22 protein-coding genes are annotated in these 20720 nt (G+C 72.4%); 13 read left to right on the top strand and 9 right to left on the bottom strand.

What is annotated here, in order from left to right:
- Positions 1–57 precede the first annotated feature (57 nt).
- The 3 genes from ACXKR8_RS12915 to ACXKR8_RS12925 all read left to right on the top strand — a co-directional run bounded on the left by ACXKR8_RS12915 (position 58) and on the right by ACXKR8_RS12925 (position 4886).
- The gene (locus tag ACXKR8_RS12915; protein WP_458274969.1) at positions 58–1044 is read left to right on the top strand and encodes an AAA family ATPase; all 987 of its coding nucleotides are present in this window, start codon (positions 58–60) and stop codon (positions 1042–1044) included.
- A 1-nt stretch (position 1045) separates the two neighbouring features.
- Positions 1046–2446 (top strand): DUF58 domain-containing protein, encoded by a 1401-nt coding sequence (locus tag ACXKR8_RS12920; RefSeq protein WP_458273044.1) that lies wholly within the window; start codon positions 1046–1048, stop codon positions 2444–2446.
- 61 nt (positions 2447–2507) lie between these two features.
- Positions 2508–4886: a transglutaminase TgpA family protein gene (locus ACXKR8_RS12925; RefSeq protein WP_462100484.1), complete on the top strand. Its 2379-nt coding sequence runs from the start codon at positions 2508–2510 to the stop codon at positions 4884–4886.
- 96 nt (positions 4887–4982) lie between these two features.
- Here the strand turns inward: ACXKR8_RS12925 and ACXKR8_RS12930 are convergent, their stop codons facing one another.
- From ACXKR8_RS12930 to ACXKR8_RS12945, 4 genes are all read right to left on the bottom strand, one after another.
- On the bottom strand, positions 4983–5369 hold the full coding sequence (locus ACXKR8_RS12930; RefSeq protein WP_458273046.1) for a DUF3040 domain-containing protein: 387 nt from the start codon (positions 5367–5369) through the stop codon (positions 4983–4985).
- Between the two features lie 238 nt (positions 5370–5607).
- Complete coding sequence (locus tag ACXKR8_RS12935; protein ID WP_458273047.1) at positions 5608–6360, bottom strand: methyltransferase; 753 nt, start codon at positions 6358–6360, stop codon at positions 5608–5610.
- Positions 6361–6443: 83 nt separating this feature from the next.
- Positions 6444–7031 carry an SAV_6107 family HEPN domain-containing protein gene (locus ACXKR8_RS12940; RefSeq protein ID WP_458273048.1) on the bottom strand — a complete coding sequence of 196 codons (588 nt, stop codon included), beginning with the start codon at positions 7029–7031 and terminating at the stop codon, positions 6444–6446.
- A 33-nt stretch (positions 7032–7064) separates the two neighbouring features.
- The gene (locus tag ACXKR8_RS12945; RefSeq protein ID WP_458273049.1) at positions 7065–7289 is read right to left on the bottom strand and encodes a DUF6504 family protein; all 225 of its coding nucleotides are present in this window, start codon (positions 7287–7289) and stop codon (positions 7065–7067) included.
- Positions 7290–7542: 253 nt separating this feature from the next.
- Here ACXKR8_RS12945 and ACXKR8_RS12950 point away from each other — a divergent pair, with 253 nt between their 5' ends.
- The gene (locus ACXKR8_RS12950) at positions 7543–7812 is read left to right on the top strand and encodes a Uma2 family endonuclease (protein ID WP_462100485.1); all 270 of its coding nucleotides are present in this window, start codon (positions 7543–7545) and stop codon (positions 7810–7812) included.
- A 13-nt stretch (positions 7813–7825) separates the two neighbouring features.
- On the opposite strand, the gene pip is transcribed toward ACXKR8_RS12950, so the two are convergent.
- Complete coding sequence (pip, locus tag ACXKR8_RS12955) at positions 7826–8785, bottom strand: prolyl aminopeptidase (protein ID WP_458273051.1); 960 nt, start codon at positions 8783–8785, stop codon at positions 7826–7828.
- Positions 8786–8829: 44 nt separating this feature from the next.
- Between pip and ACXKR8_RS12960 the strand changes: the two genes are divergently transcribed.
- The 3 genes from ACXKR8_RS12960 to ACXKR8_RS12970 all read left to right on the top strand — a co-directional run bounded on the left by ACXKR8_RS12960 (position 8830) and on the right by ACXKR8_RS12970 (position 10924).
- Positions 8830–9375 (top strand): GNAT family N-acetyltransferase, encoded by a 546-nt coding sequence (locus ACXKR8_RS12960; protein ID WP_462100486.1) that lies wholly within the window; start codon positions 8830–8832, stop codon positions 9373–9375.
- Between the two features lie 111 nt (positions 9376–9486).
- Positions 9487–10329 (top strand): SAM-dependent methyltransferase, encoded by an 843-nt coding sequence (locus tag ACXKR8_RS12965; protein WP_458273053.1) that lies wholly within the window; start codon positions 9487–9489, stop codon positions 10327–10329.
- A gap of 64 nt (positions 10330–10393) precedes the next feature.
- Positions 10394–10924, top strand: coding sequence for an HAD domain-containing protein (locus tag ACXKR8_RS12970; RefSeq protein ID WP_458273054.1), 531 nt, complete (start codon positions 10394–10396; stop codon positions 10922–10924).
- Between the two features lie 33 nt (positions 10925–10957).
- On the opposite strand, the gene map is transcribed toward ACXKR8_RS12970, so the two are convergent.
- Complete coding sequence (gene map / locus ACXKR8_RS12975) at positions 10958–11725, bottom strand: type I methionyl aminopeptidase (protein WP_458273055.1); 768 nt, start codon at positions 11723–11725, stop codon at positions 10958–10960.
- Positions 11726–11787: 62 nt separating this feature from the next.
- Here map and ACXKR8_RS12980 point away from each other — a divergent pair, with 62 nt between their 5' ends.
- A complete protein-coding gene (locus tag ACXKR8_RS12980; protein WP_458273056.1) occupies positions 11788–12066 on the top strand; it encodes a helix-turn-helix domain-containing protein in 279 nt (92 codons plus the stop codon).
- Between the two features lie 43 nt (positions 12067–12109).
- Here the strand turns inward: ACXKR8_RS12980 and ACXKR8_RS12985 are convergent, their stop codons facing one another.
- Positions 12110–12730 carry a class I SAM-dependent methyltransferase gene (locus tag ACXKR8_RS12985; protein WP_458273057.1) on the bottom strand — a complete coding sequence of 207 codons (621 nt, stop codon included), beginning with the start codon at positions 12728–12730 and terminating at the stop codon, positions 12110–12112.
- Positions 12731–12985: 255 nt separating this feature from the next.
- Between ACXKR8_RS12985 and ACXKR8_RS12990 the strand changes: the two genes are divergently transcribed.
- The 3 genes from ACXKR8_RS12990 to ACXKR8_RS13000 all read left to right on the top strand — a co-directional run bounded on the left by ACXKR8_RS12990 (position 12986) and on the right by ACXKR8_RS13000 (position 16618).
- Complete coding sequence (locus tag ACXKR8_RS12990; protein WP_458273058.1) at positions 12986–13741, top strand: ABC transporter ATP-binding protein; 756 nt, start codon at positions 12986–12988, stop codon at positions 13739–13741.
- On the top strand, positions 13728–15902 hold the full coding sequence (locus ACXKR8_RS12995; protein ID WP_458273059.1) for a YhgE/Pip family protein: 2175 nt from the start codon (positions 13728–13730) through the stop codon (positions 15900–15902). Before ACXKR8_RS12990 ends, ACXKR8_RS12995 begins: the two co-directional genes overlap by 14 nt.
- A gap of 122 nt (positions 15903–16024) precedes the next feature.
- A complete protein-coding gene (locus tag ACXKR8_RS13000; protein ID WP_458274970.1) occupies positions 16025–16618 on the top strand; it encodes a TetR/AcrR family transcriptional regulator in 594 nt (197 codons plus the stop codon).
- Here the strand turns inward: ACXKR8_RS13000 and yczE are convergent.
- Positions 16584–17252 carry a membrane protein YczE gene (yczE, locus tag ACXKR8_RS13005; RefSeq protein ID WP_458273060.1) on the bottom strand — a complete coding sequence of 223 codons (669 nt, stop codon included), beginning with the start codon at positions 17250–17252 and terminating at the stop codon, positions 16584–16586. The genes ACXKR8_RS13000 and yczE overlap by 35 nt on opposite strands.
- 90 nt (positions 17253–17342) lie before the next feature.
- Here yczE and yczR point away from each other — a divergent pair, with 90 nt between their 5' ends.
- Entirely contained in the window at positions 17343–18806 is a 1464-nt protein-coding gene (gene yczR / locus ACXKR8_RS13010; RefSeq protein ID WP_458274971.1) for a MocR-like transcription factor YczR, read from the top strand.
- A gap of 15 nt (positions 18807–18821) precedes the next feature.
- Here yczR and ACXKR8_RS13015 read toward each other — a convergent pair whose 3' ends face one another.
- Complete coding sequence (locus ACXKR8_RS13015; protein ID WP_458273061.1) at positions 18822–19358, bottom strand: dihydrofolate reductase family protein; 537 nt, start codon at positions 19356–19358, stop codon at positions 18822–18824.
- A gap of 717 nt (positions 19359–20075) precedes the next feature.
- Between ACXKR8_RS13015 and ACXKR8_RS13020 the strand changes: the two genes are divergently transcribed.
- Entirely contained in the window at positions 20076–20696 is a 621-nt protein-coding gene (locus ACXKR8_RS13020; RefSeq protein ID WP_458273062.1) for a DUF4126 domain-containing protein, read from the top strand.
- The last annotated feature ends 24 nt before the right edge of the window (positions 20697–20720 follow it).

Below are 20720 nucleotides of genomic sequence, written 5' to 3' on the forward strand. Positions count from 1 at the left end.
AACCGGGTGACGACCTTCAACGAGCACACCAGCCTCGACCAGCAGGCCGGAGTGATCATGCCGCCACCAGTGGCGGCCAGGGTGCCGCAGGCCGTGGGACTGGCCGAGCTGGGCGCTGTGGTGGAACGGGTGCGCGCCTCCGTGGAGAGCGTGCTCGAGGGCAAGCCGGAGGCGGTGCGGCTGGCGCTCACCGTGCTGCTGGCCGAGGGGCACCTGCTGATCGAGGACGTGCCGGGGGTCGGCAAGACGCTGCTCGCCAAGGCGCTGGCGCGCTCGGTGGACTGCACCGTGCGCCGGATCCAGTTCACCCCCGACCTGCTGCCCTCGGACATCACCGGCACCAGCGTGTTCGACCAGAACCGCCGTGACTTCGAGTTCAAGCCGGGCGCGATCTTCGCGCAGATCGTGGTCGGCGACGAGATCAACCGGGCCTCGCCGAAGACCCAGTCGGCGCTGCTGGAGTCGATGGAGGAGGGCCAGGTCACCGTCGACGGCACCAGCTACCCGCTGCCGTCCCCGTTCATGGTGGTCGCCACCCAGAACCCGGTCGAGATGGAGGGCACCTACCCGCTGCCCGAGGCCCAGCGCGACCGCTTCATGGCCCGGATCTCCATCGGCTACCCCAGCCCCGAGGCCGAGCTGCAGATGCTGGACGTGCACGGCGGCGCCTCCCCGGTGCAGGAGCTGCGTCCGGTCGCGCACGCCGACGACGTGGTCAAGCTGATCGAGATGGTGCGCCGGGTGCATGTCGCCGACGAGCTGCGGCGCTACGCCGTGGCCCTGGTCAGCGCCACCCGCACCTCCCCCGAGCTGCGCCTCGGCGCCTCGCCCCGGGCCACCCTGCACCTGCTGCGCGCGGCCCGCGCCGCCGCCGCCCTGGACGGGCGCGACTACGTCATCCCGGACGACCTGCAGGCGCTGGCCGTCCCGGTGCTGGCGCACCGGCTGCTGCCGACCGCCGAGGCCCAGCTGGGACGGCGCACCCCCGAGCAGGTCGTCCACGACCTGGTGCTCCAGCTCCCCATCCCGCAGCCGGCGCGCTGAGATGGCGGCCAAGCCCGGAGCGGGCTCCGGCCGCGCCGAGCGCGGCGCGGCGGCCAGGACCGCGCTGCACGGCCTGACCACCCGGGGCCGGTCCTTCCTGGCCGCCGGGATCACCGCCGCGCTCTGCGCCTACCTGCTCGGGCAGCCCGCGCTGCTCCGGATCGCGCTGCTGCTCGCGGCGCTGCCGCTGATCAGCGCGGTGATGCTGATGCGCACCCGGTACCGGGTCGCCAGCGGACGGCGGCTCACCCCCTCCCGCGCCCCGGCCGGGCAGGAGGCCCGGGTGCACCTGCGGGTCGACAACGTGTCCAGGGTCCCCACCGGGCTGCTGATGCTGGAGGACAAGGTCCCCTACGTGCTCGGCCCCCGGCCGCGCTTCGTGCTGGACCGGGTCGAGCCGCGCGGGCACCGCGAGGTGTCCTACCGGGTCCGCTCCGACCTGCGCGGACGCTATCCGCTGGGGCCGCTGCAGCTGCGCCTCGGCGACCCCTTCGGGCTGTGCGAGCTGACCCGCTCCTTCACCGCCGCCGACGTCCTCACCGTGGTCCCGCAGGTCCAGGCGCTGGCGCCGGTCCGGCTCAGCGGCGAGTGGACCGGCTACGGCGACAGCCACTCCCGCGCCGTCGCCCTGGCCGGGGAGGACGACGTGGTGCCGCGCGAGTACCGGCACGGCGACGACCTGCGCCGGGTGCACTGGCGCTCCACCGCCAAGTACGGCGAGCTGATGGTGCGCCGCGAGGAGCAGCCGCTGCGCAGCCGCGCCACCGTGCTGCTCGACACCAGGACCGTCGGCCACCGCGGCAGCGGCCCGGCCTCCTCGTTCGAGTGGGCGGTCAGCGCCGCCGCCTCGGTCTCGCTGCACCTGCTGGAACGCGGCTACGCGGTCCGGCTGCTGACCGACACCGGCGACGCCGTCACCGGGCCCGGCGGCAGCGGCCGCGGCGCCGCCTCCGCCGAGGCCTCCGGGCTGCTGCTGGACACCCTGGCGATGGTGCAGCCCTCCGACGGGCAGAGCCTGGTCCGGGCCGAGGAGGTGCTCCGCCTCGGCGGCGAGGGCCTGGTGGTGGCCCTGCTCGGAACGCTGGACGACGAGCAGCTGGCGGAGCTCTCCCGACTGCGCCGACGGACCGCGGCGGCGGTGGCGATCCTGCTGGACAGCGCCAGCTGGTCGCTGGTCCGCGGCGGCCAGAACGCCGCGGCGACCGGCCAGGGCGGCGCCGACCAGGCGGCCGGCAGGCCGGAGAGCGCCACCGAACTGCAGCTGCGGCTGCTGCGCGAGGCCGGCTGGACCGTGCTGACGGCCCGTTCCGGCGACTCACTGCCCGAGCTGTGGCAGCAGGCCGACCGGGCCGCCGCCGCGCCGGCCCCCGGCTCGTACTCCGCAGGAAGGAACACGGCATGAACGGCCGTACCAGGATCGCGTTCTGCGGGGCCGCCGCCACCATGCTGACGGCGCTGTGCCTGTGGCCGCTGGTCACCCCACCGGCTGGCTGGTCCAGGCGGCCTTCCTGGTGCTGGTGGCGGCCTCCGTGGGCCTCGGCCTGCGCCGGCTGCCGGTCCCGCGCCCGGTGGTGCCGCTGGTCCAGCTGGTGGTCGTGCTGCTGCTGCTGACCATGTTCTACGCCGGCGGGGACGCCATCGGCGGGATCCTGCCGGGACCGGCCGCGGTGCGGACGCTGAACGACCTGATCAACTCCGGCACCACCGACATGACCCAGTACTCGGCCCCGGCCCCGGCCCACCACGGGCTGACCCTGATCCTGGTCAGCAGCGTGGTGCTGATCGGCCTGCTGGTGGACCTGGTCGCGGTCACCTACCAGCGGGTCGCGCTGGCCGGGCTGCCGCTGCTGGCGCTGTACTCGGTCGGCACCGGACTGCACCCCCGCGACACCGTCTGGTTCTGGTTCCTGCTGGCCGCGTTCGGCTACCTGGCGCTGCTGATGGCCGAGGGCCAGGACCGGCTGTCCCGCTGGGGACGGGTGTTCCACGGCACCCCCGCCACCATGGCCGGAACCAGCGGCGGCAACCCGCTCAGCGGCACCGGCTACCGCATCGCCACCATGGCCGTGCTGGCCGGGCTGCTGCTGCCGCTCGGGCTGCCCTCACTGGACACCGGCCTGCTCGGCCGACTGGACGGCGGCCCCGGCATCGGCAGCGGTTCGATCATCACCGCGGTGAACCCGCTGGCCTCGCTGGCCTCCTCGCTGAGCAGCCAGACCAACACCACCGTGCTCACCTACACCACCAGCGCCACCGATCCGGGCGACCAGTACCTGCGGATCGTGGACGCGGACAAGTTCGACGGCATCTCCTGGTCGCCCAGCAGCCATGAGGTGGAGTCGGTGCCCACGCCGCTGCCGGCCACGGCCGGCCTCTCCTCGGACACCCTGGCCCAGTCGGAGCAGACCCAGATCACCACCGTCCCCGGCTACGTCCAGGGGTGGCTGCCGATGCCCTACCCGGCGGTCTCGGTCGCGGTCGACGGCAACTGGCGCTACGAGCCGGAGGGCCGGACCCTGGTCGGCGCGAACCACCAGAACGCCGGCGGCCTCACCTACAGCGTCAACAGCCTGGCGCTGCGGCCCACCGTCGACCAGCTCCGGTCGGCCGGCAAGGCGCCCGACGACATCACCAGCACCTATCTGAGCCTGCCCAAGAACTTCCCGGCGGCGATCGTGACCGCCGCCGAGGGCGTGACCAGGAACGCGACCACCCCGTACGACAAGGCGGTGGCCCTGCAGAACTGGTTCACCACCACCGGCGGGTTCAGCTACAACACCCAGGTCAAGGCGGACAGCAGCTCCAACGCCATGCTGGACTTCCTGCGCGACAAGCAGGGCTTCTGCGTGCACTTCGCCTCGACCATGGCGGCGATGGCCCGCGCGCTCGGCATCCCGTCCCGGCTGGCCATCGGCTTCACCCCGGGCACCAAGCAGAGCAACGGCACCTGGGTGGTCGGCACCAAGGACGCCCACGCCTGGCCGGAGCTGTACTTCACCGGGGTCGGCTGGCTGCGCTTCGAGCCGACGCCGGGCCGGCTGGCCCCCGACTACACCAGCGCCGCCGCGGCCGCCACCAGCGCCCCCAAGCCCAGCACCAGCGAGGCCCCCGGCGCGGCGGTCACCCCCGGCCCCAAGGCCAGCGGGGGCTGCACCGACCCGATCCAGCGCCGCACCGGCGCCTGCAGCGACCAGAGCGAGGGCCTGGGCGGCGGCCTCGTCAAGCAGGACAGCGGGCCGAACCCGCTGGAGCTGGCGCTGATCGCGGCCGGCGGGCTGCTGCTCCTGCTGCTGCTCACCCCGATGCTGTGGCGGCTCAGGGCCCGCAGCAGCCGGCTCAGGCGCCGGGGCGGCGGGAGTCGCGGGGGCGGCCGGGGCGGGCCGGGTGGGGCGAACGGGGCCCCGGGCTCCGAGGAGCTCAGCGAGAGACAGGTGCTGGCCGCCTGGCGCGAGCTGATCGACTCCGCCTGGGACATCGGCATCCCACCGGACGAGGCGGAGACGCCGCGCCGGATAGCGGCCAGGATCGTCGAGCTCGGCGAGCTCCGGGACGAGCCGCGGGCCGCGGCGGGACGGCTGGCGCTGGCCACCGAGCAGGTGCTCTACGCGCCCAGGACGGACGTCCACCCGGCGCTGCGGCAGGACGTCCGCGCGGTGCGGAGCGGGCTGCGGGCCTCGGTCGGCTGGAGCGCGCGGATCCGCGCGGTGGTGCTGCCGCCGTCGTCGGCGCGGCTCAACCGCAGCATCAGGGAGCGGCTGACCGCGGTGTTCGCAGCGGTCGGGCGGGGCTTCGGACGGACGTTCGGACGACTGCGGCTGCGCCGAGGGCGCGACGAGGAGTAGCCGGCGGTCACCCGTCACCCGTCATGCGGAAGCGGCCGGCGCCTGAGGCGCCGGCCGCTTCCTTGAGTTCTCAGTGGTTCTGGCTGAGTAGTGTCCTCAGGCGCCCTGCTGCTCGTCGTGACGACGCTGCCAGCGCTGCTCCATGCGGTCGACCACCCCGGTCTTGCGCCGGCGCAGCGGCTCACCCGTGCGCGGATCGGCGAGGCCGAGCCGCGGGGCCCGGCGCCATCCGGTCAGCGCGAGCACCGCACAGCCGAGCATGACCACAAAGCCCACCACGCCCACGTACCAGAGCTTGGTGACCATGCCCCCCATCAGGAGGGCCACGCCAACGACGAAGCCGAAGGCGGCCAGATAGACCGTCCGGCGGGTGCGAGCGCGCAGACCCGTTCCCTCAAGCGCTGTCGCGAACTTGGGGTCCTCGGCGTACAGCGCTCGCTCCATCTGCTCGAGCAGACGCTGCTCGTGCTCCGAGAGCGGCACGTCGTCCTCCTACTCTGGTCGCTCCGGCGACCACCGCCGTCCCCGTCAGGACTACAGTCCGCCGCAGGATCCTGCCTGTGATGCGTATGCCCCGACGGGTGGACTGTCATGCCTTGCTGGCTTTACCCGAATCATACGGTCGGGCGGGGAATTGTGAAGCGCGCTGGAGCATGTGCGCCATCTGGACAACGGTCGGGGTGGGGACGAAGGTTCCTGCGGGTCGCCCGGGGCTGCTGGGCTACCTGAGTTCGGCCAGGATGTGCAGCTGGGTGGCGACGGCGTGGAAGGCGGACTGATCGGCGGCGGCCCGCTCCAGGGCGAGCAGCGCCTCGACCGCGCCGGGCTCGGTGTCGACCAGGACGCCGGGCACCAGGTCCGCGAAGATCCGCACCCCGTGCACCGAGGCGACCTGGAGCCCGGCCGAGTCGGCCAGGGCGCGCAGCTCCTCGACGGTGAAGCGGCGCGGCGGGGCGGCGGGGCCGTCCGGGCTGCCGGCCGGGTCGCCCAGCATGGCGTGCGCCTCGGCGAAGTGCCCGGCGATGGCGCGGGCCAGCGCCGCGCCGTTGCGGTTGGCGGCGAGCAGGCTGACCACCCCGCCCTTGCGCAGGGTCGCGGTCAGCTGGCCGAGGGCCTCGGCCGGGTCGTCCACGACCTCCAGCACGCCGTGGCACAGCACCGCGTCGACGCCGGCCGGCTCGACCAGCTCGGCGAGGTTCTGGGTGTCCCCCTGCAGCCCCCGGACCAGGTCGGTGACCCCGGACTCGGCGGCCCGGCGCTCCAGCGCGAACAGCGCGTCCGGGCTGGGGTCGACCACGGTGACCCGGTGCCCGAGCCGGGCCACGGGCACGGCGAAGTTACCGGTGCCGCCCCCGGTGTCCAGCACGTCCAGGACCGGCCGTCCCAGCTCCTCCGCGCGCCGGGCGAGCGCGGCACGCAGCACCTCCCAGACGACAGCGGTCCGGAGGGAACTGCGGGGACGCGTCGGGTACACGGAAGGACTCCTCGGCAGGATCGGCGATGTGCTCCCACCTTAGTAGCCTTCGCTGAACAGAGGGGGTCAGCCGGCTCGCGGCGTCAGCCGGTCTGCGGCATCGGCGGGCGGCCCTCCCGGTCGGTGCGCTCGACCACCGGGTTGAGCGCGACCACCCGCTGCACCATGCGGACGAACAGCGCGGTGTTGCGGATCAGGTCGTCCGCCTCGCGCATGGTCGCCGCGGAGGCGATCCCGGCCTCGGCCGCGGCCCGCTTGGGCGCCCCGGCCGCGTAGTAGACGGCCCACTCGGCCAGCTCGGGGGCGACCTCGGGCAGGACCTCCCAGGCGCTGCGGATCCGGCCGCGCTTCCGCGGGCTCTCCTCCGGGCGGCCGCGGACCGCGAGCACCGCGGCGGAGGCGCGGAGCGCCGCGAGGTGCGCGGCGGCGTAGCGCTCCAGCGGGCCCTCCATGCCGCGGGCCGCGTCCAGGCCGCGGTAGGCCTGGGCCAGCAGGTCCAGCGCGGCCGGCGGGGCGCCGGCCCGGCGCAGCACCGGATGGATGTCCGACGGCGGCCGGTAGGGCTTGGCGGCGCCGCCGGTCGGGCTGGTCGTACTACTGGCCGTGCTGCTCTGTGCGGCCTGCAGGGGCAGTTGCAGCACCTGTGCTGTGGGAATCACCTTTTCGCTCATGGCTGTGTCAGTCCTCCCGTTCGATTCCAGCCGTCAGGCGTTCGTCGTACTCGTGAGGGTCCAGCGCCCGGCGGCGCGGTCGAAGCTGAGGTCGTAGACGTCCACGTCGAAGCAGCGGCCGGGGCTGGCCTGCACCCGCCACACCTCCAGGCCCCCGGTCCAGTGGCCGAGCACCTCGCGCACGGCATAGACCTTGTCCCGCCACAGGAAGTGCGTGGGCTGCTCCTGCCCACTCCTGACCTCGATCAGGTCCGCCATCACGACCACCTCCCCTTCGAACGTTTATTCGAACAACTTCAGAGTAGTCCCCACCTGCGGCCCGGCGTCAATGCCGTCGGTGCCCGAGGCCACGAGCAGCACCCTCACCGACATGCTGCACCCCACCACTGACAATCCAGCTGGACGACTACCCTCCGTCATCGTTCCCAAGCGGCGAAACGGTTCTTTCAGCTGGCCAGGAGGCCCGCGTTCCCCTGTTCGGGTGAGGACCCACCACTTCCCTCCGTAACCGATGGTGGTGGAGGTGGTCTCCCCCGGCTACGACGACCGCCAGCGGGACCGGGTCCGCAAGCGCCGCGCCTATGCCCGGGCGGGCATCCCGCTCTACCTCCTCATCGACGACCACGACGAGGACGGCAAGGTGACGCTGCTGACCCAGCCGGAACCCGGGCACTCGCGCTACGCGGGCGAGTTGAGCCTGCCCTACGGCACCGACCTGACCATTCCCACCGGCCCTGCCAAGGGCTTGGTGATCGGCGAGAGCATCACCGGGGGCCGCTGAATCCGGGAGTGGATCACCGGTTCTTGAACTCCTCGATGGCCGTCCGGACCGCCTGGTGCATCGCCTCGCTTCCGGCGTGCCCGGAGTCCTCGATGATGTGCAGCCGCGCGCCCGGCCACGCCTTCGCCAGCTCCCACGCCGTCTGCACCGGGCTGCCCATGTCGTGTCGGCCGTGCACCAGCACCCCCGGAATTCCGGCCAGTTTGTCTGCATCGCGCAGCAGTTGGTCCTCCTCCAGCCACGCGCCGTGGCTGAAGAAGTGGGCGCAGATCCGGACGAACGCGATCTGCGAGTCGAGCTCGCGATCGCTGTACATCCCGGGCGTGCCGTTGGGCTCGTCGGAGATGACCGCGTCCTCCCAGGCGAGCCAGTCGGCAGCGGCCTTCTCCCGGATCGCCCGGTCGGGGTTCTCCATCAGCCGCGCGTACGCCGCCAGCAGGTCGCCGTCCCGCTCGTCCGCGGGGACGCCGTCGCGGAACCGGTCCCACGCTTCGGGGTAGAACCGCCCGGCGCCCCGGTAGAGCCAGTCGATCTCGGAGCGGCGCGTCGTCGTCACCGCCGGGATGACCATCTCGCTGACCCGCTCGGGGTGCTGTTGCGCATAGGCCAGGACGAGCGTCGAGCCCCAGGAGGCGCCGTTCAGCAACCACCGCTCGATGCCGAGGTGTTCGCGCAGCCGCTCCATGTCGTCGATCAGGTGCTGGGTGGTGTTCAGACTCATGTCCGCCGCCGGATCGCTGGCGTGCGGGGTGCTGCGGCCGCAGTTGCGCTGGTCGAAGCGGATCACGCGGTAGCGCTGCGGGTCCCAGGCCCGCGTCGGCCGCTGCGGCGCACCCGACCCCGGGCCGCCGTGGACGTTCAGAGCGGGCTTGCCCTCAGGGTTGCCCAACTGCTCGTAGTAGACGCGGTTGCCGTCTCCGGTGTCGATAAATCCACTGTCGTAGGGTTCGGTCGGAGCATAGAGATCAACCATAACGTTCGATCCTACGGGGGCTCCGCAACTGGATATCCTGCTCCATGACGATGAACGAATCCCTCCCCCCGCTCCGGCTCACCGGACGCGGCCTGGTGCTGCGTGAGTGGACGGACGACGACGCGGCCGCCCTCGCCGAGATCTTCGACGCTCCGGACATCGCCTACCGCACTCCCCTGGCCTCGCCCTTCGACCTGCAGGCCGCACAGGAGCACCTCGAGCGAGTGCGCCGACGCCGGATCGACGGCCACCGGATCCACCTGGCCATCACCACCGACGGACGGCATCCCCAGGGCGAAGTACTGCTCAACCTGTCCAGCCGCAGCATCGGCTACGTCGTCGGCGCGGCCCACCGCGGCCAACGCCTGGCCGTACGGGCGGTGCAGCTGCTGACCGAGTACGCACATCGGGAGCTGGCCCTGCCCCAGGTCCTGCTGGAGATCGAGCCCGACAACCACCCCAGCATCGCCGTGGCCCGATCCGCAGGGTTCCACCTCACTGACAGCGCACCAGAGGTGGTGCAGGACAAGGGACGCAGCTACACCCTCCTGACCTGGACGCACGAGGACTCGCTGCCAAGCCGCCTGTAGGGGCAAATCCCTTGGCACTGACCCAAGTTGTCCGATTGTCCGTCCACGCCCCACCCACCGCGCCTAGGGTGGCTCCCGACTGTTCCGGGGAGAACACACAAAAGAGGCGGCATGACGACCCAGCCCGACGCGTGGATGACCGACACCGGCAGCGACTACCACCCTCCGACCGAGTTGAACACCGGCGTCGCGCATCCCTCCCGGGTATACGACTTCCTGTTGGGCGGAAAGGACAACTTCCCGGCCGACCGGGCGGCGGGCGAGGCCATGCTCGCGCTCGGCGATGAGGCCCGCACCGCCGCGCGGGCCAACCGCGCCGCGCTGCAGCGCGCCGTGCGCCACGTGGCCGGCCTGGGCATCGACCAGTTCCTCGACATCGGCACCGGCATCCCGACCGCGGGCAACACCCACCAGGTCGCCCAGCAGGTCAACCCGGACGCCCGGGTGGTCTACGTCGACAACGACCCGATCGTCCTGGCCCACGCCCGCGCCCTGATGTCCGGCAAGGGGCACGGCGCCACCAAGGTGCTGCAGGCCGATCTTCGCGAGGTCGAGGCCATCCTCGACTCCGAGGAGGTCAAGGCCCTGATCGACTTCACCCGGCCGGTCGCACTGCTGCTGGTCGCGGTGCTGCACTTCATCCCCGACGGCGACGACCCGCACGGCATCGTGGCCCGGCTGCTGAAGGCCCTGCCCTCGGGCAGTTTCCTGGTCCTCACCCACGGCACCAGTGATGTGCTGACCGAGGAGGAGAAGGCAAAGGTCGACTCGGCGTACAGCAAGGTCTCGTCGATGCTGCAGCTGCGCACCCGGGGCGACATCGCCCGCTTCTTCACCGGCCTGGACCTGGTCGAACCCGGCCTCGTCCTGGCCCCGTTCTGGCGCCCGGACACCGAGCCGCCGCAGGGCAGCGACCGAATCGGAATCCTCGCCGGCGTCGCCACCAAGCCCTGACACCCAGCGCCGGGGTCCGGGTCGGCGCCGGCCGGTCACCCCCGGGAGCCGCTATCGTTCGGCGGTGACCGGTTCCGCCGAACTCCCGCTGCTCTTCCTCGATGTCGATGGACCGCTCATCCCGTTCGGCGCAGCCGCGCATCCGACCTACCGGATCGGCGACGAGCCGACGGGCAGCGGCTCGAACCCGCTGCTGAGCAGAATCAACCCGGCGCTGGGCGCCAGGCTGGCGGCGCTTCCGTGCAGGCTGGTCTGGGCGACCACGTGGATGACCGACGCCAATGAGTGCGTCGCGCCGCGGCTCGGACTGCCGGAGCTGCCCGTGGTGCTCTGGCCGGAGCCGTCCGACGACGATGACCGGAACGACTGGGAAGAGCGGGATGCCCGCGCGGGACTGCACTGGAAGACCCGCGCACTCGTCGACTGGGCCGCCGGGAGGGCGTTCGCCTGGGCCGACGACGAGATCACCGCCACCGATCGGGCCTGGGTGTCGACCCACCACGGCGACCACGCGCTCTTGCACCGCGTCGACCCCCGCCTTGGCCTGACCGACGCGGACTTCGCCCTCCTCGACGAGTGGTTCCGCAGGCTGTGAGCCGGCCGTCCACGTCGTGAGCGGGTCGGCGGGTCAGGGCAGGGTGAGGACGCGGGGGCCGTCCTCGGTGATGGCGATGGTGTGTTCGATGTGGGCGGCCCGGCTGCCGTCGATGGTGCGCAGGGTCCAGCCGTCGGGGTCGGTGCGGTACTCGTTGCGGCCTCCGGCCATCAGCATCGGCTCGATGGCGAGGGTGAGGCCGTGCCGCAGGGCGAAGCCGCGACCGGGGCGTCCGTGGTTGGCGACGTGGGGGTCCTCGTGCATCTGGCGGCCGATGCCGTGGCCGCCGAAGTCGGTCGGCATGCCGCAGTCGGCCGTGCGGGCGACCGCGCTGATGGCGTGGGAGATGTCGCCGATGCGGTGGCCGACGGTGGCGGCGGCGATGCCCGCGTCCAGGGCCTGCTGGGTGGCGGCGATGAGTTCGAGGTCGGCGGGGCGGGGGGTGCCGACGGTGAAGCTGATCGCGGCGTCGCCGGTCCAGCCGTCGAGTTCGGCTCCGCAGTCGACGCTGACCAGGTCGCCGTCGCGCAGCCGGTAGTCGTCGGGGATGCCGTGCACGACGGCGTCGTTGACAGAGGCGCAGATGACGGCGGGGAAGGGGCTGGGGGCGAAGGAGGGCTGGTAGCCGAGGAACGGGGAGCGGGCGCCGGCCGCGTCCAGGACGTCCCGGGCGGCTTGGTCGAGCTCGCGCAGGCGGACCCCCACGGCCGCCGCCGCCCGAGCGGCGGCGAGGGCGTGGGCGACGACGCGTCCGGCCTCGCGCATCTGCTCCAGTGCGGTGTCCGTCTTGATCTCCACCATGGTGTGCGACTCCCTGCGAGGCGGTGCTACCCAATACTTATACCGGTATTAGTATCACGGACATGGTGAGAGTTCCTTTGAGTCCGCAAGAGCGGCAACGTGGAGAGCGCTTCGGAGCCATGCTCCGCGAGGCCCGTGGCGACCGCAGCATGGTGGACGTGGCAGCGGCGGCCGGGGTGTCCGCGGAGACCCTGCGCAAGATCGAGACCGGCCGGGCCCCGACCCCGGCCTTCTTCACCGTGGCCGCCCTGGCCCACGCCCTGGACCTGTCGCTGGACGTCCTGGCCGCGGCCTGCGCGCAGGATGCCGACAGCGGCGGCCAGGAGGCCATGTCGGCGTGAACCTCGGCTCCGGCTCCGGCCACCGGATCCCGTCGGCGCCGGATCAGGACGGAGCCGTCCAGGACATGGCCAGGGCGAAGCCCAGGTCGTCGAACCGGGCCCCGGGAAAGACGCTGCCGTAGAGGTCGCGGAACTGGTCCCGCGACAGGTAGCGGTCGCTGAGCAGATGCGCCAGCCACTCCCTGCCGTGCCAGAAGCGCAGCTGGAACCAGGCGTCGCGCAGACCGACCCGGCGGATCTCCCGGGGGAAGTCCCGGACGGCCGGCCAGGTGTAGGCCTCGCGCGGGGGTGTCGGGTAGTGGTCGCAGACGTTGTCGATCACGGCCACGGTGCCGCCGGGCCGGACCAGGCCTTTCAGGTGCTCCAACCCGGCCCGGTAGTCCGGGACGTGATGCAGCATCGTGTGGCTGTAGACCAGGTCGAAGCCGTCGTCGTCGATCAGGTCGAAAAGGTCGCTCCGCAGATAGCGGACGTTCGGCCGGGCGCGCGTAGCCCTCGCGATGTCGAGCAGCGGGGCGCTGAGGTCGAGGCCGACGACCTCCCCGAAGTCCTCGGCGAGCAGCTCCACGGCGTGCCCCGAACCACATCCCGCGTCGAGCGCCCGCTCGCCCTTCAGGCCCAGACCGGCCAGCCAGCCCGTGTTCTGCCCGGGCAGCAGCCCCACAAAACGATCGTAATTCCGGGCGAAACGGTCAAATGACTGGGGATCAGCTCTCTGCGGCATACCCCTGCTTACACGGAACCCGGCCCCCGGCGCAGGCCCGCGAGACGTTCGCCACATCGGCCGGGAACCGCCAGCAGGAGCCGTTTGCGTGACGAAAGGGCGGTTACAGTTTGTACTGACCAGTCAGTATAAAAAGAGGGGGGCCGGATCCTCGTGGAGGACCGCACCGAAGCAGAGCCGTCAGCGGGGCCGTCCGTGGAGCCGGAACAACCCGAGCAGCCGACAGAACCGACCGGGCCCGCTGCGGCCACCGTGACCGCCGAGGGCCTGGGGCTGCGGGGTCCGCGTGGCTGGGTCTACCGGGGCGTGGAGTTGGCCGCGGAGCCCGGCAGCCTGACGGTGATCGGCGGAGCGGCCGGTTCCGGTCGCACCTCTCTGCTGCTCACCCTCTCCGGGCGGATGAAACCCAGCGAGGGCCTGGCCGTGGTGGCCGGGCTGCGGCTGCCGCAGCAGGCGGCGGCGGTACGGCGGATCGCCGCGCTCGGTCCGGTGCCCGGGGTCAACGACCTGGAGGGCACCCTCACCGTGGCGGAGCACCTGCGCGAACGCCGGCTGCTGCACTTCTCCCGGCGCTCGCAGCGGCACGCGCCGCGCCGCACCGTCGAACAGGCGCTCGCCCTGGCCGGGCTGACGGTCGACGAGCTGCCCGCCGGGCTCCGCACCCCGGTCCGTACGCTCGGCCCGCTGCAGGCGCTGCGGCTGTCCACCGCGCTCGCCCTGCTGGGAAGCCCCCGGCTGCTCTGCGTGGACGACGCCGACGACCGGCTGCCCGCCGGGGACCGGGACGCCGCCTGGGCCATGCTGCGCGGCATAGCCGACCAGGGCACCACCGTCCTCGCCACCGCCACCGACGGCTCCGCCCGCGCCGACCTGGTCGTGGCCCTCACCCCGGAAGACCTCACCCCGGAAGACCTCACCTCGGAAGGGGAGTCCGCCGATGCGCACGCCTGACCTGGCCCGCCCCGGACCGGCCCGCCTTGAGCTGCGCCGCTTCTACCGGGGACGACTCCCCCGCGCCGCGCTGGTCGCACTGATGCTGCTCCCGCTGCTCTACGGCGCGCTCTACCTGTGGTCGTTCTGGAACCCGTACGGCCATCTGAACCGGCTGCCGGTCGCCCTGGTGGTGCAGGACCAGCCGGTCACCGTGCAGGGGAAGCAGATCGACGCCGGCCAGCAGCTCGCCGACCAGCTGAAGAAGCGTCAGATCTTCGGCTGGGACACCGTCAACTCCCAGCAGGCGGCCAAGGGGGTCGCCTCGGGGAAGTACTACCTCTCGCTGACCATCCCGGCCGACTTCAGCCGGGACATCGGCAGCAGCGACAGCGACCACCCCGCCGACGGGGAGCTGAAGGTGCAGACCAACGACTCCAACAACTACATCGTCGGCCAGATCTCCCGCTCGGTGTTCGACGAGATCCGCGCCGCCACCTCCAGCCAGGCGTCCAAGGGCTTCTACGACCAGGTCTTCGTCAGCTTCTCCGACATCCACGACCAGACCGTCAAGGCCGCCAACGGCGCCGACAAGCTCGCCTCCGGGGCCGAGCAGGCCCAGCAGGGCGCGAAGAAACTGGCGACCGGCGCGCAGAGCGCCCAGAGCGGGGCGCAGCAGCTGGCCACCGGCCTGGACACCGCCAGCCGGGGCAGCGCCGCGCTGGCGAAGGGCCTCGGCAGCCTGGACCAGGGGGCCGGCCAACTCGCCTCCGGCGCCCGGCAGGCAGCCACCGGGACCCAGCAACTCGCCGATGCGGTCAACTCGGTGGCCGCCGACCTCTCCCCGCTGCTGCACGAGCACCCCCAGCTGATCAGCACCTCGGCGACCCTGGTCGCCACCAACGCCAGGAAGATCGCCGCCGACCTCGGCAAACTGCCCGCGGACAGCCGCAAGGCGCTCGCGGACGCCCGTACCGCGTCCGGCCAGCTGGACTCCCTCTACGCCAAGGAGTGCGGGGCCGGCCCGTCCACCCTCGACTGCACCCGGCTGCACACCGCGGACCAGGCCGCCCACCAGGTGCTGGACGTGGCCGGACGGCTGAACACCCAGGTCCAGCAGCTCGCCCCGGAACTGGGCTCGCTGGCTGCGGACGCCGACCGGGTGGCCGCCCTGGCCAAGCCGCTGGAGCAGCCGGGTCTGGCCCGGAAGTTCGACACCGCCGTGGCCCAGGTCAACCAGCTGAACAAGGGCGTGCACACGCTGGCCACCGGTGCGGCCGCACTGCAGCAGGGGGCCGGGCAGGCCAGGATCGGGGCCGACACCCTGACCAGCGGTATGACCAGCCTCGACAGCGGCGCGCACACCCTCTCCAGCGGCCTCTACCGGCTCTCGGACGGGGCGCGGCAGCTGGACAGCGGTCTCGGCACCCTGGCCGGGGGCTCTGACAAGCTCGCCGACGGCCTGCACAGCGGCGCCGGACAGATCCCCGACTACGACAGCGACCAGCGCGACGCCAGGGCCGCCGCGATGAGCGACCCGGTCCAGCTGGCCAAGGACGAGCTCAACGCCACGCCCAACTACGGGACCGGCTTCGCCCCCTACTTCATCCCGCTGGCGCTCTGGGTCGGCGCGATGGTCGGCTACATGCTGCTGCGCCCGCTCAGCAACCGGGTGCTGGCGGCGAACGCGCCGGCCTGGCGCGCGGCGCTGGCCGGCTGGCTGCCGGTGGCCGGACTCGGGCTGCTGCAGGCCGCGGCGCTGATGGCGGTGCTCTACGGGGCGCTGGGCCTGCGGCTGGCGCACCCGGTCGGGGTGCTGGGGTTCCTGGCGCTGACCGTGCTGTGCTTCTCGGCGGTGACCCAGTGGCTGAACGCCCGCTTCGGCCCGGCCGGCCGGCTGCTCGCGCTGGCCCTGCTGATGCTGCAGCTCACCTCCGCCGGGGGCACCTACCCGGTGGAGACCAGCCCCGGCTTCTTCGGCGCGATCCACCCCTACCTGCCGATGAGCTATGTGGTGGCCGGGCTGCGACGGCTGATCAGCGGCGGCGACCTGACCGCGGTGTGGACCGGCAGCGCGGTACTGGCGGCCTTCACCCTGGCCGCGCTGGCTCTCACCACGCTGACGGCCCGTCGCCGCCAGATGTGGACCGTGGCCAGGCTGCACCCGGAGCTGACGCTGTGACAGTACGGCTGCCGGGCCGCGGCAGGGTCCGCACGGCCGCCGGGGCCGAGGTCGGCACGGCGGCCGGGGCCGAGGTCGGCACGAAGGTCCGCGCGGCGGCCGGGGCGGGTGACAATGGGGCTATGAGCACCACCTCCCGCCGTGACGCGACCCGCCAGAAGCTCTACGAGGCCGCGGTGACGCTGATCGCCGAACAGGGCTTCTCGGCGACCACCGTGGACGAGATCGCCGAGCGGGCCGGGGTCGCCAAGGGCACCGTCTACTACAACTTCGCCAGCAAGTCGACGCTGTTCGAGGAGCTGCTGCGGCACGGCGTCGGGCTGCTCACCGCCGCACTGAAGCAGGCAGGCCCCGAGGCCGGGCTGAGCGGCCTGGCGGCGCTGGACGCGATGGCCAGGGCGGGCCTGGAGTTCATCCGGACCTATCCGTCCTTCGCCCAGCTGTTCGTCGCCGAGACCTGGCGCACCAACCGGACCTGGCACGACACCCTGCGACTGATGCGCGAGGAGACCGTCTCGGTGGTCGCGGCGGTGCTCGCCGAGGCGGTCGCGGAGGGGGAGCTGCCGGACGACCTGGACGTGCAGCTGACGGCGTCGGCGGTGTTCGGCATGGTGCTGGTGGTCGCCCTGGACTGGCTGGCGTTCCAGCCGGAACGCAGCCTGGACGACATCCACGGCGGGCTCAGCCGACTGCTGCGGGCGCGGATGCCGGCCTGACCGGCTCCACCGGCTGGCCCGGCTTCGGCGTCGAGTTCGGCTCGCGGACGGTGAACAGCGGCAGGAAGAACTGCACCAGCGGGCCGATGGCCAGCGCGTAGGCGACGGTGCCGACCCCGGCGCTGCCGCCCATCAGCAGGCCGACGGCCAGCACGGTCAGCTCGATGGCGGTGCGGACCACCCGGACCGGCCGTCCGGTCCTGCGGCAGAAGCCGGTCATCAGCCCGTCCCTGGGCCCCGGGCCGAAGCGGGCGCCGATGTAGAGGCCGCCGGCCACGCCGTTGAGCACGATGCCGGCCACCAGCACCCCGATCCGCAGCGGGAGCCCGTGCAGGGTGGGGATCAGCGACAGTGCGGCGTCCACGGAGAGGCCGATGACAAAGACATTGCTGACCGTGCCGAGGCCGGGTCGCTGCCGCAGCGGGATCCAGAGCAGCAGCACAGCGGCGCCGACGATCATGGTGACGGTGCCGAAGGACAGCCCGGTGTGCCGGGTCAGGCCCTGGTGGAAGACGTCCCAGGGGTCCAGCCCGAGCGCTGCCCTGATCTGCAGGGCCATGCTGCCGCCGTAGAGGGCGAGGCCGAGGTACAGCTGGACCAGGCGGCGGGTCAGCGCGGCGGTGCCGGTGCTCATGGAAATCGGTCCCCCTTGGAATTCTCTGCTTCTGCTGCCACCCTGGACGGTATTGGCCTGCCTTTCCAGGGCCAATCACAGAGAGGTGGACTGGTCTTGAGCACACGTTCCTCCATCGGCGCGATCCAGTTGGAGCGGGTGCTGGCCGACTGGCAGCAGGGGCGCGGGCCGGCCTACCGGGCGCTGGCCGGGTCGCTGCGCACGCTGGTCCTGGACGGACGGGTGCCGGTGGAGACCAGGCTCCCGGCCGAGCGCGAGCTGTGCGCGGTGCTCGGGGTGAGCCGGACCACGGTCACCGCGGCCTATGAACTGCTGCGCGACGAGGGCTTTCTGGCCAGTCGTCGGGGCTCCGGCAGCTGGACCGCGCTGCCGGCCGGGCGGCCGATGCCGGTGGCCGGGCTCTCGCCGTTCCCGACCGACCGGGGCGGGGTGATCGACCTGGGCGTGGCCGCGATGTCGGCGGCCGAGCCGTGGATCAGCCAGTCGATGGCGGCGGCCTGCATGGAGCTGCCCGCATACACCCGTACCCACGGCGACTTCCCGGCCGGGCTGCAGGTGCTGCGGGAGGCGGTGGCCGAGCGCTTCGCGCAGCGCGGACTGCCGACCACCCCCGAGCAGGTCATGATCACCAGCGGCGCGGCCGGGGCGCTCACCCTGCTGCTGCGCGCCCTGGTCGGCCCGGCCGACCGGATCGCGGTGGAGTCCCCCAGCTACGCCAACGCGCTCCAGGCGATCCGCTTCCACGGCGGCCGGGCCGTCCCGGTTCCGTTCGAGCAGGACGGCTGGTCCATGGACGCCTGGGCCCGCGCCCTGCGCGAGGCCGCGCCCACGCTGGCCTATGTGATCCCCGATTTCCACAACCCGACCGGGCTGCTGATGCCGGACGAGCAGCGGCGCGAACTGGTGGCGCTGGCCCGGGCCACCGGGACCCAGCTGATCGTGGACGAGACCATGGTCGAGCTCTCCCTCGACGACAGCGTCCCGCTGCCCCGGCCGATGGCCTCCTTCGACCGCAGCGGCAGCGTGATCACCATCGGCTCGGCCGGCAAGACCTTCTGGGGCGGGCTGCGCATCGGCTGGATCCGGGCCGCCCCGGAACTGATCCGCCGGATCGCCGGCGACCGCGCCAGCCTGGACGTCTGCTCCCCGGTGGTGGAGCAGTTGGCGGTGCGTCACCTGCTGACCGAGTGCCTGCCGGAGGTGCTGGCCTTCCAGCGGCAGCGGGTCAGGGAGCAGCGGGACGCACTGGTCGAGGCGGTGCACCGGGAGCTGCCCGGCTGGACCTTCCGGATCCCGGACGGCGGCCTGTCGCTGTGGGTCCGCACCGAGGACGGCGGCATCGGCGGCAGCGCGCTGGCCGCGACCGCGGCGCAGTCCTTCGGCGTCTGGATCGGCTCCGGTCCTCGGTTCGGCGTGGACGGCGTGCTCGAACGCTTTGTCCGGCTGCCGTTCGCCCAGCCGGTGGAGGTGTCGCAGGAGGCGGTCCGGCGCCTGGCCGCCGCCCGGGCCGCAGGGGCCGGAACGCCGGCCCCCGCGGAGTTCTCCCTGCTCTGAGAGCCAGGAAGAGCGCTAACGAATCACGCGGTAGTCGACGAGCAGATAGCCGGTCGGTGAGATCCCGCTTCGGATCGATTCGAGCTGAATCGACGGCAGGCCGTCGAGGAGCCGTCGTCCGCGGCCGGCGATCCTCGGCGCGATCACCAGCCTGAGTTCGTCGACCACGCCGGCGGCGAGCAACGCCTGCGCGACCGAGATGCTCGCGTGGACGCCGACATCGCCTCCGGACTGCTGCTTGAGATCCCGAACGAATTCGACCAGCCCGCCGTCGAGCGCCGTGGCATGGGCCCAGTCCTGGTCGAGGGGCGTGGATGTCGCGACGTACTTGGTGACGTGGTTGATGAAGGTCGCGAAGGGCTCGATCTGGCTTCCCGGCCAGAACTCCGCCCACTCGGCGTAGCTCCGGCGGCCAAGGATGACCGCGTCCTGTGTCGCGATCACAGCGGCGAGGTTGGCGTCCATCGCGGCGTCCCAGTCGGTGAAGAACCCGTCCGGGGCCTCGGCAACCCCGTCGAGGGACAACAGCTCATACACAACGATCTTTCGCACGCCCTGTACCTCCGATTGGTATCGATGCAGGGGTGACTGATCAAGCCGCCGAAACTCATCGCTGGGTGCGTTCGGCCGAGAGCGGTGTCCAACGCCGAGAGCAGTGCTCGTGCCGAGAGCGGTGTCCGAAACCGAGAGCAGTGCTCGCACGGGAGAGCACCGCGCATGCGGGCGAGCGGTGCTCACAACGGAGAGCCCCGCTCACATGTGCGAAGGGACGGTGTCTGCGTCCCGGCGTATCCCCTCCGCCGGCGTGCAGGCACCGCCCCTACGCTTCCCCCGATGGGCTCCCCGAGCCCACTGGTCGGCGGCGTGTTCGTGCCGCCCTGGCCGGGCAACTGCTCCGCCGCCCCGTGTCGGCGGTGCAGTCCCGTGCCAGCCCTGCGGCCTGCGTCGACCGGCCCCCGTCGGCCGCACCTGTTGCTCCCCAGGAGGAGCCCCCCGTGTGCGTCCGCCACCGGTCACCGCTGGCCACGTACCGGGCGTCGGACCTTCCGGCCCTTTGCGGCCCCGGTCCTTCCCGGTGACCCATACTTTGCCCTTTCCGCAGGTCGCGGGACATCCGTGCTCCTACTCAACCCGCCAGGTGGGTATCACTGAGTACCTGTACTCAGTGATCGCCCCGGGGAACGGGCTGCTTGCCGCTGGCGTCGGATACGGTGTCGTGCACCAGGGCCAAGGCCGGGGCCAGGGCCGGTCCGACAAGGGGACGCCACCGTGTCACTCATTCCGTTGATCTTCACCAGTGGCTGGGCCAGTGGCGTGAACGCCTACGCCGTGGTGCTGCTGATGGGCCTCCTCGGCCGCTTCGACGGCATCGCCTCGGTGCCGCCCGCGCTGGAGCGGACGGATGTGCTGGTCGCGGCGGGGGTGCTGTTCCTGTGCGAGGCGGTGGCCGACAAGATCCCCTACATCGACTCCTCCTGGGACGCGGTGCACACCGTCATCCGGCCGGTCGCGGGCGCCGTGGTCGCGGCACTGCTGGCCGGCCACGCCCATGACTCCCTGGGTTCGCTGGCGGCCGGGGCCCTGGGCGGGACCACCGCGCTGGCCAGCCATCTGGTCAAGGCCGGGCTGCGGATGGGCGTCAACACCTCGCCGGAACCCTTCAGCAATATGATCATCAGCGTGCTGGAGGACCTGACCGTCGGCGGCCTGGTCTCCCTGGCCCTGTTCCATCCGGTGCCTGCGGCGATCATCGCCGGGATCCTGCTGCTGATAGGCCTGATCCTGCTGGGCTTCACGCTGAGCCGGATCCGCCGCTTCTGGATCCGCCGCCGCGAGCGCCGCGCGCTCCGCGCCGCGAACCTCCCGGGCCCGGTCCAACAACAGCGCTAGCCATTCCGGACACGCGAGCCGCCC

It is taken from the genome of Streptacidiphilus sp. PAMC 29251 (assembly GCF_054208735.2).